This window comes from Trebonia sp., from assembly GCF_049794275.1.
GTDB lineage: Bacteria > Actinomycetota > Actinomycetes > Streptosporangiales > Streptosporangiaceae > Trebonia.
The window spans coordinates 1-14964 of sequence record NZ_JBARCR010000275.1 but is presented as its reverse complement, the minus strand read 5'-3'; the positions used below and the strand labels follow the sequence as shown (position 1 = coordinate 14964).

11 protein-coding genes are annotated in these 14964 nt (G+C 68.4%); 4 read left to right on the top strand and 7 right to left on the bottom strand.

Annotated elements, in window-relative coordinates:
• On the top strand, positions 1-677 hold a 677-nt coding region (locus tag WA805_RS07865; protein WP_425242004.1), incomplete at its 5' end, for a DMT family transporter.
• Between the two features lie 182 nt (positions 678-859).
• Here the strand turns inward: WA805_RS07865 and WA805_RS07860 are convergent.
• Positions 860-1714: a site-specific recombinase gene (locus WA805_RS07860; protein WP_422277716.1), complete on the bottom strand. Its 855-nt coding sequence runs from the start codon at positions 1712-1714 to the stop codon at positions 860-862.
• Between the two features lie 251 nt (positions 1715-1965).
• On the opposite strand from WA805_RS07860, the gene WA805_RS07855 reads away from it, so the two are divergent.
• Complete coding sequence (locus WA805_RS07855) at positions 1966-4038, top strand: prolyl oligopeptidase family serine peptidase (protein WP_422285478.1); 2073 nt, start codon at positions 1966-1968, stop codon at positions 4036-4038.
• 724 nt (positions 4039-4762) lie between these two features.
• On the opposite strand, the gene WA805_RS07850 is transcribed toward WA805_RS07855, so the two are convergent.
• The 5 genes from WA805_RS07850 to WA805_RS07830 form a co-directional block, all read right to left on the bottom strand.
• Positions 4763-6058, bottom strand: coding sequence for an MFS transporter (locus WA805_RS07850; protein ID WP_425242003.1), 1296 nt, complete (start codon positions 6056-6058; stop codon positions 4763-4765).
• Between the two features lie 248 nt (positions 6059-6306).
• Entirely contained in the window at positions 6307-7314 is a 1008-nt protein-coding gene (locus tag WA805_RS07845) for a sugar phosphate isomerase/epimerase family protein (protein ID WP_422277722.1), read from the bottom strand.
• Between the two features lie 14 nt (positions 7315-7328).
• A complete protein-coding gene (locus WA805_RS07840; RefSeq protein WP_424558769.1) occupies positions 7329-8504 on the bottom strand; it encodes a Gfo/Idh/MocA family protein in 1176 nt (391 codons plus the stop codon).
• Positions 8488-9585, bottom strand: coding sequence for a Gfo/Idh/MocA family protein (locus WA805_RS07835; protein ID WP_425242002.1), 1098 nt, complete (start codon positions 9583-9585; stop codon positions 8488-8490). The genes WA805_RS07840 and WA805_RS07835 overlap by 17 nt, the downstream gene beginning before the upstream one ends.
• The gene (locus WA805_RS07830) at positions 9585-10355 is read right to left on the bottom strand and encodes a sugar phosphate isomerase/epimerase family protein (protein WP_424558767.1); all 771 of its coding nucleotides are present in this window, start codon (positions 10353-10355) and stop codon (positions 9585-9587) included. The genes WA805_RS07835 and WA805_RS07830 overlap by 1 nt, the downstream gene beginning before the upstream one ends.
• Positions 10356-10454: 99 nt before the next feature.
• On the opposite strand from WA805_RS07830, the gene WA805_RS07825 reads away from it, so the two are divergent.
• Complete coding sequence (locus WA805_RS07825; protein WP_425238737.1) at positions 10455-11471, top strand: LacI family DNA-binding transcriptional regulator; 1017 nt, start codon at positions 10455-10457, stop codon at positions 11469-11471.
• Positions 11472-11761: 290 nt separating this feature from the next.
• Here the strand turns inward: WA805_RS07825 and WA805_RS07820 are convergent, their stop codons facing one another.
• Positions 11762-12838 (bottom strand): LuxR C-terminal-related transcriptional regulator, encoded by a 1077-nt coding sequence (locus tag WA805_RS07820; RefSeq protein ID WP_422324806.1) that lies wholly within the window; start codon positions 12836-12838, stop codon positions 11762-11764.
• Between the two features lie 86 nt (positions 12839-12924).
• On the opposite strand from WA805_RS07820, the gene WA805_RS07815 reads away from it, so the two are divergent.
• A complete protein-coding gene (locus tag WA805_RS07815; protein ID WP_422277734.1) occupies positions 12925-13884 on the top strand; it encodes an LLM class flavin-dependent oxidoreductase in 960 nt (319 codons plus the stop codon).
• Positions 13885-14964: the final 1080 nt, after the last annotated feature.

The window sequence follows — 14964 nt, the reverse complement described above, 5'->3', positions numbered from 1 at the left end:
TGAGCGCGAGTCTGTACACGATTGTCGCCAAGCGTTTCGATGACGGCTCCGATGCCCTGTCGCTGACAGCCTGGCAGTTCACGGTGGCAACGCTGGTGTCCTTGCTGGTGACGACCGCTCGCTGGGGCGCAGGGGCCGGGACCGTGCCGGCAGCTCCTGGTTTCTGGCTGATCGCCGCCCTCGTGGGCGTCGCAGGCTTCGGCGCCAGTTTCCTGCTGTTCAATATGGTGATCGTCCAGGTCGATGCCGGGCGCGCGGCCATCGTGCTCAACCTCATCCCGGTCTTCGGTGTCGTCAGCGCGGTGATCTTTCTGCGTGAGGGCGCGACAAGCCGCGATGCCCTCGGAGCGGTCCTTATCGGATCATCGGTGCTCTACTTCGCCATCACCGATCGCCGCGAGGCCTCGCCAGAGGCCCCGAAAGCCTCACAGGACGCGGGGCTGGGCACCAAGGTGCCTTTAGCGTTCAGCTTGGCGGCGGCAGCCCAGTTCCAGCCTTCAGACGAGCACTGCCGCAGTCGCTACGCCCTCACTGACGGCGACCGCGGTCGTCAAGCTGATCACCCGATCAGCCGCCATCACCGGGCACCACCAACAGCAAAAGACCTGGTCAGGGCAATTACGCCACCATGCCCAATTGGTAGGCCTTGGTCCTCGGACACATATCCAAGCCTCTGACCTGCTGTTATTCCTCCCATAGCACAGTGAGATGACTAAAGATGCAGGTCACGTCTGTGCCGGTTCAAGTCTCTCCCGGACACGCGCCTACGTACATCCGCCTGTGACAGCCCTGGTAAGAAGCTCGGCGCGTAGTTGTGCGGAGTCGTTGCCCGTCATGCGCTAGCGTAGCCGCCGCGCCCTCAGGGCCGCGCCGCTGACAAGGATGCTTGCGTCGCCGCGCTGAGCTGGTGCAGGGTCCAGCCGCGACCAGCTGGATCCAGCGGCCGCGTCGCAGCGGCGAAGATCTCCGCCGCCCTCCGGTACGACAGCCGTGCCTGTCCGGTCTGCAGGCAGACATTCCCGGCGGCGGCCCGTGAGGGGCGCGTTCCCGCTCGCCGTCCGGTGACGAACACTGGTCCCCACGTCCGCCCGGCCAGCAGCCAGCGCAGGAACTGCCCGGTCGGTACGCCCCACGCGATGTCCGCAGGCTGCTCGTCGGCGGTGCCGCAGGAGGGCAGCCGTCGGACCCGGTGCCCGTCCAGGTCAAGCTGATCGGCGTCGAGGGCTAGCACCGCTGCGGCGGCCGCGCCCGAGTCGTAGAGCAGCCGCCAGAACGCATGCTCGCGCAGGCTGGCAGTCAACCGGAACAGCGCGCCGACCTGCTCAGCGCCCAGCGGCGCCGCGAGCTCATCCGGCGGCCGGTGCCGTAGCCCTGCCGTCGGATCGGCGCTGATCCAGCCGAGGTCCTGCCACCAGCCGACGGCGCCGCGCAGCGCCGACAGTTCACGGTTCACGGTCCGCGCATCGGACTCGGCTGCCCGATCGGCGAAAGCCTCCGCCAGGCGCCGGGGGATGCCGGGGTCGTCAAGGAGTGCGAGTGGCACGATGGGCGGCGCCGCGCCCCGCCGCCGCGATCCGGCGGGGATCGGCCGACCGACGAGCGGCCAAGCCCACCCGGCGAGCGAGATTCGGTACACCCGCCGCGACGTAGTGCTCAGCGGCGCCTGCCCTAGGTAGGCGTCTACCGCGACCGCGTACTCTACTGGCGCCGTCACCGATCCTCGATTCCGTGACCTATACCTGCGGCTAGCATAACCGATCCGGATGAATCGCATTTACTGCGGTAACTTCCCTTCGCCAGCCCATAATCCACCTTGCGAGGCTTTTATCCGGATGATAAAAAATGCTCATGAATTACTTTAGAGAAACGCAAAGCCGCAGTAAATCAGGGAGAACGACCCGCAGTATTAACCGCAGTAAATCGCCTTGCGATAAGCTGGAGACGATCGACACACCGAAGGTTCCGGTGGGCAGCACTTACCACGGGGTGACGGTGACCGAGGACTACCGGTGGCTGGAGGATGCCCGGTCGGATCAGACACGCTCCTGGACTAAGGCACAGGACCGGCGGACTCGTAGCTATCTGGAGAACTTGCCCTTCCGCGATGCGGTCCGCCAACGGGTGGCAGAGGTCCTGATGACGGAGCCGGTCAGGTATGACGCCCTCCGGCATGCGGGTTCGGCGTATTTCGCGCTTAAGCGCCAGCCGCCGAAGCGGCAGCCCTTCTTGGTGGTGCTGAGTGACCTTGACGATTTGTCCGACGAACGCGTGCTGGTCGACCCAGGTGAAATCGACGACAGCGGCCCGGCCACGATCGACTGGCACCAGCCGTCCCCGGACGGCAGCCTGGTGGCGGTATCCCTGTCCACACCAGACACGCAGGACGGTACCGTGCATGTCTATCAGGCCACGTCCGGTGAACTCACCGGCGCGCCCGTGACCCTGGGCACGGCTTTTGGCTCCCTTGCCTGGGCTGGCGATTCCTCCGGCTTCTGGTATACCCGCTACCAATCGCCGGGCGAGCGCCCAGACGGCGACGTCGGCTTCTACCAGGAGGTCTGGTATCACCCGCTCGGCGACGCGCTGGAGGAGGACCGCCGCGAGCTGGCGGGTGTGTTCGCCGACAACCGGATCGCGGAGAACTTCCTCAGCGCCTCACCCGACGGTCATTGGGTGATGGACCGGGTCCAAAAAGGTGATGGCGGCCACTGGCAGGTGTTCGTCCGCGCGCAGGCGGGCGATGACTGGTGGCTAGCCGCCGACGTGAACGACAAGGTGACATACGCGGCGTTCGGCCCAAACGCGCTGTACCTGCTATCCCGGCTTGGCGCCCCGCACGGGAAGATTCTCCGGCTGCCGCTGCGAGCCGGGGCAACCGTCGCACACGCTGCCGAGGTGGTGCCCGAGGCGGATATGACGATCGAGGGGGGAGCGCTGGCGTCGCCGCTGGCGGTCACGGACAGATGGCTGTGGCTGCTGGATATGGACGCAGGCTGGTCGTCGCTGCGGCGGTTCGATCTGCATGGCACGCCTGCCGGGCCGGCGGAGGTACCGCCAGGCTCCGCGGTAGACGGCCTAGTCCGGCTGGACGGAAATGAAGTTGCCTACGCGACCGAGTCGTTCACTGAGCCGCGGTCATGGTGGCGCGCGTCTAGCCAGTCGGCGCCGCGCCTCACCGCCCTAAGGACTAGGACCCCGCTGGACTTCTCAAGATTCGAGGTGGGCCGGGAATTCGTCACCGCCAAAGACGGCACCCAAGTGCCGGTGACCCTGATCGCCCCGCCCGGAACACCCCGCAACGCCACCGCACCCGCGTTGCTCACCGGCTACGGCGGTTACGGCATCTCCCTCAAGCCCCGGTTTGACCCGGGCTGGCTGCCCTGGCTGGAACAGGGCGGAGTGGTCGCGGTCGCACACACCAGGGGCGGCGGCGAATACGGCGAGCACTGGCACCACGCCGGACGGCTCGCGGCCAAGCAGAACGTCTTCGATGACTTCGCCTGCTGCGCCCGCTTCCTGATCGAGTCGCACCTGACCACCAGCGAGCGGCTTGCGATCCTCGGCGGCTCCAACGGCGGCCTGCTCATGGGGGCGACGCTAACCCAGCACCCCGGCCTCGCCCGCGCCGTCGTAGCGATGGTGCCGGTCATGGACATGCTCCGCGTGGAGCTAGACCCCAACGGAACCTTCAACGTAGGCGAGTACGGGACGGTCAACGACCCGGAGCTGTTCCAGGCGATGCGTGCCTACTCCCCGTACCACAACGTCAAGGACGGCAGAGCGTACCCTGCTGTGCTGCTCACCGCCGGCGAATCCGACCCCTTCGCTAAGGCATACCACGCTAAGAAGATGGCAGCCCGCCTGCAGGCAGCGACCTCATCCAGCCAGCCAGTCCTCCTGCGGGTCAGACCGGGAGGGCACGGCCCAGGCTCACTGGACGAGCGGGTATCCGAACTCGCCGACATCTACGCCTTCCTCTTCGACAGGCTCAGCATCGACTACCGCCCCACGGCCGACCGGCACCTCAAGAAAGACTGACCGCCGCCCGGCCGACGACCGCGGTGTTTCACAACCGATGGTCCAGTCTGCTCCGGTCACCCGGCAGCCGCCACAGTGTCAAGCACGAATTCGCAGGTCAAGAGCGATGCGGCGTATTGGCTTCTTGGTGAAGACGCCCCTCGGACACAACGTGATCACCGCCTGATCTGCGGATGTGTCATTGGGCAGCACTTCGCAACAGTCAGATGAAGCTATTTCCGCAGGTCAGGACCATGGGGGTTCAAGACGGGTCCAAGTTGTGAAACGGTAACAGTCATCGCTTACCGGACCCCGGGCTTGCGGGATTTCTGTGGAACGTGTGCGTAGGGAACATAGTCCTGGAAGGCGCTGGGCGGATGCGCCCTGGCTGGATGCCAACCTTCCAGGGCCAGGTGCGCCGCGCTCCGGTCGGCTGCGGATAGCCCGACAACTCCCGCAGACCCGTCACGGCATCCGTCACCGATAGTGACCACAAACCTGTCGCCTTCTCCCCGAAGGCGGCCCGAACGCCCTGGCCTGGCTGCCAGCGCAGGGCGGCGACATCGCGCCGATCCCCGGAACACGCCGGAGCGAACGGGTCGAGGAGAACGTCGGTGCCGACGCGATCGAACTGAGCGCGGGCCAGCTCAACCGGCTGAATGACGTCGAGCCGCCCGTGGGTGACCGCGACGCCGATATGACGCCCATCAACCGCTGACCCGTTTGGACGACGGGCAGTGCGCCCTCAGCTGACCGACGCCCCGGCCGGAAGCGGGCGAGCCGGAGCGGGGCTCTCAAGCTGCATCGCCTTCGGTGGCCGTGCCCGGCGGTAACGCCTGGCGAGAACGACGCCGCCGATCGCTGCTGCGAAGCAAGACGCGCCGCCTGCCGCCAAGCCGATTCGCGGATCGGTCAGGGCGATGATCCAGCCGATCGCAGGGCCGCCGACCGGCGTCGTTCCCTGGAAGGCAACCTGCCAGAGCGCGATCACCCGTCCGCGCATGCTCGGCTCGGCGCTGAGCTGGATGGTGGAGTTGCCGATCGCGATGAAGGAGACGCTCGCCCAGCCCACGAACAGCAGCGCGGCGTAGGTGAGGCCGAGGAATGGTGCGAAGGCACAGACCAGGATGGCCGTCCCGAAGCCCACCGAAGCGATGATCATCGGGCGTAGTCCGGTCCGCCCCCGCGCGGCGGTGAACAGGCCACCGATGACAGCGCCGATCCCCATGGCCGCGGTCATGAAGCCGTACGCTTCCGCGCCGCCGTGGAATGACCGCTCGGCAAGAACAGGAAGCGAGACAGAGAACTCATAAGCGAACAGCCCGACGAGGCCCATCATCGCGAGCGGGATGGCGATTGTTGGAGTGCGCGCCGCGTACCGCAGGCCCTCACGCAACTGCCCGCTGGCTCGTCCGGACGGCGGGCTCGGCCGCAGGGCGGACCGGTCCATGATCAGCAGGGAGGTGACGACGGCCGCGAAGCTCGCCGCGTTCAGCAGAAAGCAGACCCCGATGCCGACCGTAGCGATGAGGACGCCCCCGATGGCGGGCCCGACAGCACGGGCGGCGTTCACCGTCACCGAGTTCAGCGTGATGGCATTGCGCAGCTCGTCTTTGCCGACCATTTCCCTGACGAAAGCCTGCCGCGCGGAGTTCTCGAAGGCGTTGTTCAGTCCAAGGACGACGGCCAGCAGGCAGATCTCCCAGAAGCGGGCCGAGCCGAACACGACAAGCAGCCCGAGCATCAGGGCCTGGAACCCCATGGCGATCTGCAGCACGATCATGAGCCGCCGCTTGTCTACCCGGTCGGCGATGACGCCGCCATAAGGACCGAGGAGCAGAACCGGCAGAGCCTGCAGCGCGACGGTCAGGCCCAGGGCGGTACTTGAGTGGGTAAGGGTCAACACGAGCCAGGCCTGCGCCGTCATCTGCATCCAGGTGCCGACCATAGATATCGACTGGCCAGTGAAGTACAGGCGGTAATTCGGGACTTTCAGCGAGGAAAAAGTCTTTCCCCAAAACGCTCCGGCCTTACTCTTCAAGCTCTCATCCCCACAGCAGCCAGCTCACTAGTTAGTTAGCACAACAAACGATAAATCACGACTGTTCCCGGGATCGGACTCACGGGGCCGCGATGGTTCCGGTCTGCCCTTGGCCCCTGCCGAAAACCTCATCCATGCTGGTTGGAGCCGTTGTACAGGTGGGACGATGGTGTACGCCGCAGCGGCCGACGGGGCGGCGGCGGTGGCACTCGATCACCGTCTCTGCCGCCGGCACCTCACGACGACGGTTACTTCGGACCGCTGCTGAACGCCGCGTCGAAGGACGCCGAAGGCGGCTCGAAGTCGAACTGCCGGAGGAAGGCCAGCGACGCAGGCGCCCCGGCCAGCCGGTCCATGCCCGCGTCTTCCCACTCCACCGAGATCGGCCCCGTGTACCCGATCGAGTTCAGCATGCGGAACACGTCCTCCCACGGCACGTCGCCGCGCCCGGCCGACACGAAGTCCCAGCCGCGCCGCGGGTCGCCCCACGGCAGATGCGAGCCGAGCCTGCCGTTACGCCCGTCGAGCCGCTTCCGCGCCTCCTTGCAGTCCACGTGGTAGATCCGGTCCCGGAACTCCCCGAGGAACGCGACCGGATCCAGGTCTTGCCACACGAAATGGCTCGGGTCGAAGTTCAGCCCGAACGCCGGCCGGTTCCCCACCGCGTCCAACGCACGATGAGCCGTCCAGAAGTCGTACGCGATCTCGCTTGGGTGTACCTCGTGCGCGAACCGCACGCCCACGGCGTCGAAGACGTCCAGGATGGGATTCCAGCGCGACGCGAAGTCCTCGTAACCGCGCGAGATCATCGACTCGGGCACCGGCGGGAACATGGCAACCGTGTGCCAGATCGACGACCCGGTGAACCCCACCACGGTCCGCACTCCGAACGCCGCCGCCGCTCGCGCCGTGTCCGCGATCTCCGCCGCCGCCCGCCGCCGTACCCCTTCGGGCGACCCGTCGCCCCAGATCCGCGCTGGCAGGATCGCCTGGTGCCGCTCGTCGATCGGGTGGTCGCAGACCGCCTGCCCGACGAGGTGATTGGAGATCGCCCAGCATTCCAGGCCGTACTTCGACAGCAGCGCGTGCCGCCCGGCCAGGTAGCCGTCCTCCCGCAGCGCGCGGTCCACCTCGAAGTGGTCCCCCCAGCATGCCAGCTCAAGCCCGTCGTACCCCCACGAGCTCGCCAGCCGGCAGACCTCCTCAAGCGGCAGGTCCGCCCACTGCCCGGTGAAGAGGGTGAATGGCCGTGGCATCAGTCCTCCAAGATTTATTCGGAACGTTCCCGGCTGACTCCCCCGGCTTCCACCGCTGCCCACCCGCTACCGGAAGCCGCACTGCGCTGCACCGCATCAAGCACCCGCTGCACGGCCAGCCCGTCGGTAAACGACGGCTCAGGCTGCGTGCCCGCCGCAATCGCCGTCAGCAGGTCCCTGGCCTGGTGCGTGAACGTGTGTTCCCAGCCGAGGGTGTGGCCCGGCGGCCACCAGCCGGACAGGTACGGATGGCCGGGCTCGGTGACGAGGATGCGGCGGAATCCTGCGGAGTCAGCCGGGTCCGTTCGGTCAAAGAACTCGAGCTCGTTGAGCCGCTCTAGGTCGAATGCGAGGCTGCCCGCCGAGCCGTTGAGCTCGATGCGCAGCCCGTTCTTCCGCCCGGCCGCGTACCTGGTGGCCTCGAACGAGGCCAGCGCGCCGCCGCCGAGCCTGGCGGTGAACACCACCGCGTCGTCCACCGTGACCTGCCCCGTCCCAGACCCTCCGGGCAGCGGCCGCTTGCCGGTGAACGTGGCGCTGACCGCGGACACGCCGGTGATCACGTCGCCGGTCAGGTAATGCGCCAGGTCGACGATGTGCGCGCCCAGGTCGCCGAGCGCGCCCGACCCGGCGTGCTCGGCCTGCACCCGCCAGGTGATCGGGGCGTCCGGGTCGACGAGCCAGTCCTGCAGGTAGACGGCCCTGACGTGGCGCAACGTGCCGAGGCGGCCGTCTGCGACAAGCTGCCGGGCGAGCGCGAGGGCCGGAATCCGCCGGTAGTTGAACCCGACCATGGCCCACGCGCCAGACGGGACCGCGGCGTCCGCCGCCGCCACCATCGCCTCGGCCTCCGCGACCGTATTGGCGAGCGGCTTCTCGCACAGTACGTGCTTGCCTGCCCGGAGTGCGGCGATCGCGATCGGCCCGTGCAGGTCGCCGGGCGCGGAGATGTCGATCAGCTGGACGTCGTCGCGGGCAATCAGCGCGCGCCAGTCGGTCTCGACGGCAGCCCAGCCGAGACGGTCTGCGGCGGCTCGTGTTGCTGCTTCGTTCCGCCCGCAGATCGCCGCGAGCCGTGGCTGCACCGGCAGGTCGAACGCGCGGCCGACGGTACGCCAGGCCTGCGAGTGCGCACGGCCCATGAACGCGTAGCCGACCATACCCACCCCGACGCTACGTTGCCCGGACATGCGGATCCCATTCTGCGTCAAGCTCGGCGGGCACGTCGAAGACCGACTCGACCGCCTCGAAACCGGTCCCGGAGGCGGACCGCTCTATCGCGGTCATCATCTCAAGCACGTGCAGCGCCATCTCGCCGGAGGCCCGGTGCGGCTCGCCGCGCCGGATGGCGCGGGCCATGTCGACGACCCCGGTGCCGCGCCCGGCCGCAGCGCCGGCCGACGGGATCACGGTCCACTCCGTCTCGCAGGCGCGGCGCACGCGAAGGTCGCCGTCGAACGTGTTGGGGTCCGGCACCGAGAGGGTGGCCTCTGTCCCGGTGATCTCAACAAAACCGCCCCTGCCCAGCGGCGAGTCCCAGCTGAGCAGCAGCGATGCTGCCTGGCCGCCCGCATACTCCGCAAGCGCGGATATATAGGTGGGCACTTCTACGGTGAACTCAGTACCCGCTCGCGGCCCGGAGCCGATCACGCGGGTGTCGCGCGCCCTGCGCCCGACGGCCGCGACTCTGGTCGCCGGCCCGAACAGCGTCGCCAGCACCGACAGGTAGTACGGCCCGAGGTCGAACAGCGGGCCCGCGCCTTTCGCGAACAGGAACTCCGGATCCGGGTGCCACGACTCCGGGCCGGGGCCCTGCAGCAGGGTGAGCGCACTCACTGGCGTGCCGATCGCGCCGGCGCTGATCAGCCGCCGAGCCGACTGCAGCCCCGCGCCGAGCACAGTGTCCGGTGCGCAGCCGATCCGCAGCCCGGCCTGGCGCGCCTGACCGAGGAGCGCGCACCCTGAGGCCACGTCCGGAGCGAGGGGCTTCTCATTCCACACGTGCTTGCCGACGGCGATCGCGGCCGAGGCCACCTCGGCGTGCGCGGCGGGAATTGTCAGGTTCACCACGAGTTCCACGCCAGGGTGCTCAAGGGCCTGCTGCACGCTGCCCGCGGCCGGCACGTCGTAGGCGGCGGCCTGCGCCTTGGCCCGTTCGGTATCGATGTCCGCGCAGAACAGCACCTGCACGTCCGGGAAGGTGGCCAGGTGCCGCAGGTACTGGTCGCTGATGTTGCCGCAACCGACAATGCCGACGCCGAGGGGATCCATCAGGTACCCGCCCCGGCACGGACCGGCTTGGCCAGGTCGTGCCCGGCGAGCCAGGCCAGGCTGTCGCCGACGGCGGTGAGCATGTCCGTCGCGCAGCTGTCGAGTTCCACCACGTGCCATTCGGCGGACGGGCAGGCGGCAAGGATCTCGGCGACCGGCATCCGGCCGCTGCCTACTGCGGTCTGCGGGTCCTGCCTGGTCACCGGGCCGTCCTTCACGTGCAGGTAGCGCACGCGGTCACCGAGGCGGCCGAGCAGTTCGGGCACGTCCTGCCCGCCGACCGCCGCCCAGTAGGTATCGACCTCGAGGATCACCGCCGGGTCGAGCGCGTCCTCGAGGACCTCAAGACCGGTCCGGCCTCCAACGAGCGACGCCAGCTCGAATTCGTGGTTGTGGTAGCCGAGCCGCAGCCCGTAGTCCGCGGCTTTGGCCGCGGCATCGTTCAGCTCATGAGCGAGCGCGGCGATTCCTTCGGCGTCAGCGAATCGTTCGCGCGGCACCGAGGGCACGATCACCGTGCCGCCGCCGACCGCCTGCGCCCCGCGCAGCAGCACGTCGGCGTCTTCGCCGAGGGCCTCGACGTGTACGGCACATACGGCCAGGCCGGCCTCGTCCAGGTCGGCGCGCAGCCGTTCCGGGTCGGTCCGCACGTCGTAGGGTTCGACCGCGCCGTACCCGAAGGCGGCGATGCGCCGCAGGACAGGCATCCTGCCCGTCGCGAGCTGCTCGCGGACCGAGTAAAGCTGCAGGGCCGGCGGACTGCCAATCAACGTGCCACACTCCTCGCACGGACTAATTTTTCGAAAAGTTCCCGTTATACTGGCGACAGCAATAAGCACGCTAGATCCGGATTTGATAGGTGTCAATGGGTGATTACGGGTAACGGCTTTTCGAAAAGTTCTAGACTCACGGCCAGCCTCACCAGCATCGCCGCCGCAGCCGACGTGTCGGTCTCCACCGTCTCGAAGGTGCTCAACGGCCGGTCCGACGTGGCGCCGGAGACCCGCGAGCGGCTCGGCCGGATCTTGCGCTTGCACGGTTACCAGGTCGCGCCACCGGCCGGGATCGGCGTGGTCGACCTGCTGATCGGCAGCCTCGGCAGCCCCTGGGCGGACGAACTGATCCGCGGCGCCGTCACCGCGGCCGCCGAAACTGAGACCAGCGTCATCGTCAGCCATGTCACCTCGGCCGCCGAGTTCGGCCGCTGGCTGAAGATCGCGACCGCGCGCGGCACCCGCGGTGTGCTGAGCGTGCTCCACCTGCCCGACTCCGCGGCGATCCGCCGGCTGGCGGACGCCCGTGTCCCGCTGGTGGTCATCGACCCGCCGGCCGAGCCCGACGGGTCGATCCGCTCGGTCGGGACCACGAACTGGCAGGGCGGCGTGACGGCAGCCCGGCACCTCATCGAACTGGGCCACCAGCGGATCGCCGCCATCGGCGGACCGGACGAGCTATGGTCCTGCCGGGCGAGGCTCGACGGCTACAGCAGCGCCCTGCGCCGGGCCGGCCTGCCCGTCGACGACACCCTGGTCCGCTGCGACGATCTGTCCGCCGACGGCGGCCTGCGCCAGGCGAGGGCACTCCTGTCCGTGCCCGACGCGCCGACGGCGATCGTGACGGGCAACGATGCCCAGGCGTTCGGCGTGCTGCAGGCACTCGCCGAACGCGGTCGCCGCTGCCCCGACGACCTCAGCGTGACCGGCTTCAACGACCTGCCGATCGCAACCTGGGCCACACCTCCGCTCACCACCATCAGGCAGCCGCTTGCCGCTATGGCCGCCACCGCGTTCTGGATGCTCACCTCGTCTGACGCCGAAGTACAACCCCGCCACCTCGAACTAGAAACGACGTTGGTGGTCCGCCGGAGCACCGCCCCGCCCCGCTAATCACCAGCGCAGCGCCCGGCCGCAGCGTCGCCACTCGTCACCAGGTGCGTGTCGGCCCTCGGACACTGTCGCACTTCTCTAACCTGCGCTTATGCCTCGCGGCTTGAGCTAGGTGGGCAACACCGCAGTTCAGAGGCATGCAAGTTCAAGGCCCTCTCGGACACTAACTCTTTGCGCACGCTGTGACGGCGTCCAGTTCTGGACTGATCCGCGCCCATCGATTTAGCACGGCTCAGAGTCGGCCTGCTCACCTATGCTGGCGCTGCATGGACGTGCAGGTCGGACGATAGCTAGTCGGGGTTCTCCCCGGCCGGCCCTCGGCCGGGGCGCATCAGGGCGGCGGCCAGTTCCTGGCGGCTGCGGACGCCGAGTTTGTCGAAGACCGCCCGCAGGTGTTCCTGGACGGTGTACTGGCTGATGGCCAGCTGGCCGACGACCTGCTTGGTGGAATATCCCCGCAGCACTAGCGCGACCACCCGGGCCTGAGCGCCCGTCACGCCGTGGCTGGCCAGTATCAAGGACGCCAGTTCGCCGGGCCCGGGCTCCTCGAGTACCAGGACGGTGGACCGCTCACCGCTGCCGTGCAGCGGTGAGGCGTGGACGGACAGCCAGTCCCCGCGGACTGTGCGCAGCCGCACCGCGGGCGCCGGATGCTCCGGGGCCATCTCGGCGTGGCCGGCCGCGGCGAGCAGGGGCAGCGGCAGCTGACATGAGCTGGGCCAGTCGCTTTCGGGGATCTGCGCCAGCCAGCGCTCCGCGGCGTCGTTCACCGAGGTGACCGATCCGGACGCGTCGAGGATGACCACCCCGTGCCCCAGCGCCGGGTATGACTCCCGGGCCTGCCCGGTCAGTAGAGCTCGGCGGAGTCCCTCGGCCACGTGCGGGGCGATCCTGGCTACGAGGTCGCGGTCACGCGGCGAGAACCCAGTGGCCCCGGCCTGCCGGTGCAGGCACATTACCCCCCAGCACGCCTGCCGGGTCCGCAGCGCCACCCGCAGTTCGTCGCCGAGGCCGAGGGGCCGCATGATGGACGCATGCCGGGCGCTGCTGTCCCGGTCGCCGCGGGTAGCCTGATCCAGCGTCCGGACCGGATCCGGCCCGGCGGCGAGGTCGGTAAACCGGTTGACGTCACGCCCGTCGAGCTCGTTGGCCAGGAACGCGGCCGCTGCCTCGATGAGCGGCTCCTCGCTGACCGCCGACGTGAACAGCAGCGTCGCCGGATCCACGGTGGCGATGAAGGCGGCGTCCACCCCGGCCAGCGCCTTCAGGCGGCTGCCGACCTCGCGGCGGAGCGCGGTGGCGTCCAGGCCCGCGTAGCAGCACTCGATGAGTACTTCCACCCGGCGCTGGAGGGGTTGCAGCGGCATAACCCCACGGTACGGAACCGAAGGCCCGGATGACACCCCAGGAAACTGGCATGGTGACCGCCGCGCGCAGAGCGCAGCCTGGGGCCATGACAACCTTCGGATTGCACCTGACCAGTTACCCAGGGCCGGACGCGGGAGGCTCGATCGCCGCGTATACGCGAGACGTCGCCGCGGCGGCCGAGGACTCCGGCGTGTTCAGCACGCTGTGGCTCACCGATCATGTCCAGAACCCGAACCCGGCGGCCCCGGAGGCTCCGATGCCGGAATCGCACCTGGTCCTGGCTGCGGTCGCGGCCTGCACCCGGCAGATTGAGCTGGGTCTGCTCGCCGCCTCGGTGGTATACCGGAATCCGGCGCTGCTGGGCAAGATGATCACCACGCTCGACCTGCTGTCCGGCGGCCGCGCCATCCTCGGGATCGGCGCCGGGCACCCGCGCACCCAGGCCGAAGCCGAGTCCTACGGCTTCCCCTTCCCGCCGGTCCGCGCCCGGATGGAGATGCTCGATCACGCACTCGAGGTCATCCGGCCTATGATCGGTGCCCGGGCAGCCAGCGGCGCCCCGCCCAACTGGCCGCGGCCGCTGCGCCCCGGTGGCATCCCGGTACTCGTAGCCGGCAGCGGCGAGCAGCGCCTGCTCCGCATCGCAGCCAAGCACGCCGACATGATCAACCTGTCACTGCCGTCCGGCGACAGCCTCGCCCGCATCCCGCACAAGCTCGACGTCCTGCGTCAGCACTGCGAGACCGTCGGCCGAGACCCCGCGCAGATCACGGTGACCTACAAGGCCACGATGGCCGTGGCCGAATCCCGCGCGAAAGCCCGGTCCGCGTGGGACCAGTGGGCCCCGTCGTTCGGCCTGCGCGAGCCGGCCGCCGAGGCGGGGGCGTTCGTCGGTGAGCCCACCGAAATCGCCGACATGGTCCGGCCCTTCCTCGACGCCGGCGTCGATCACCTCGTCGTCGAGCTGGCCGGCGGTGCCGGGCCGGAGTCCATCGCGCTGGCCGCCAAGGCGCTAGATCCGCTAATGCCGGCCACCGGCAGTTGACTGCCGCGCTGAGGCGAGGGAGGAGCGGACCTCCCCAGGCGGCGGAGGTCCGCAAGTTGTAATGCGCTCGGCTCCTCCATCACGCGCGAGGAGGCCTGTGATGACGGGACCGCACGACAGCCATCGGTCACTCGATTTCACCAAGAACAGCGGCAAGTAGTCGCGCCGAGCGAAGACGATCCGGACCATGCGCAATTGGCCCGGTCAGAATCACAGCCGCCCGGGCCAGTAACTCCCGGCCGGGACATCCCGCCCGCCCGCTCTGAGGTCACTCCGCGTCGGTGACTCGAGGGAGTTCGTAATGAATGTTCGTGCCATATCCTGCCGCTTCGCGGCCCGGCGGCTGACCCTGAAGGCCTCCGGCCTGCTGTTCGACCACGCGGCCCTGCTGCCGGACCGGGCCAGCGCGGTCACCCTGGTGCACGCGGTCCCAGCGACGCCGCCTTCGTGCTCCCGGAAGTGCTCTTCATCGCGGGGCACCTGGCCGACATGCTCCATGACCAGCGCGATCACAATGAACTCGGTACCGGGACGAACATGTGGAGCAGTACGTTGCCCGCGATCCGGCGACAACGGCGGCTAGGCGCAGCGTGCCGCATATCCAACTGCAGCCGACGAGTCACTAGCGTTGGGCTTGGGGCGAGGAAACTGCGGGCGGCCAGCTCGCATGGCGCCTCTATGAGGGCCGACTCATCGTCGTTCCAGCCGGTGCGCCTCCCCGTTCAGCGTCAGTATCAGGCGGTCCCGAACGAGTTTGCGCCGATTAGCGCGATGCAGCCGAGCGGATCATGGCGTGGATTCGAGGCTAGTCAATTCTTTTACGAGGATGCCTGCTATGCCGTCGAATTATGCGTATGGCACGAGGCGGGGCCATAACCGAAACTCCTCAGCGTCACGCGGTGGATCGAGGCTCGCGTCCGGGGGCTGACCGCCGTCGATGTGAGGGATTTCGCCGGTGATCTGGGCATTTACTCGGACTCCTCGGCGGGCGTACTCGATGGCCAGTGAGCGGGCGACCAGTCACCCTCTGGGTCAGTGGTTTGGCCTACTTCGATCAGATGACCGTCGGGATCGCGGATG

What these genes read in the sequence shown, in the direction of transcription:
- WA805_RS07820 (WP_422324806.1), bottom strand. Translation starts at nt 12,838, where the DNA reads ATGCCGCTGCAACCCCTCCAGCGCCGGGTGGAAGTACTCATCGAGTGC.
- WA805_RS07815 (WP_422277734.1), top strand. Translation starts at nt 12,925, where the DNA reads ATGACAACCTTCGGATTGCACCTGACCAGTTACCCAGGGCCGGACGCG.
- WA805_RS07840 (WP_424558769.1), bottom strand. Translation starts at nt 8,504, where the DNA reads ATGTCCGGGCAACGTAGCGTCGGGGTGGGTATGGTCGGCTACGCGTTC.
- WA805_RS07835 (WP_425242002.1), bottom strand. Translation starts at nt 9,585, where the DNA reads ATGGATCCCCTCGGCGTCGGCATTGTCGGTTGCGGCAACATCAGCGAC.
- WA805_RS07845 (WP_422277722.1), bottom strand. Translation starts at nt 7,314, where the DNA reads ATGCCACGGCCATTCACCCTCTTCACCGGGCAGTGGGCGGACCTGCCG.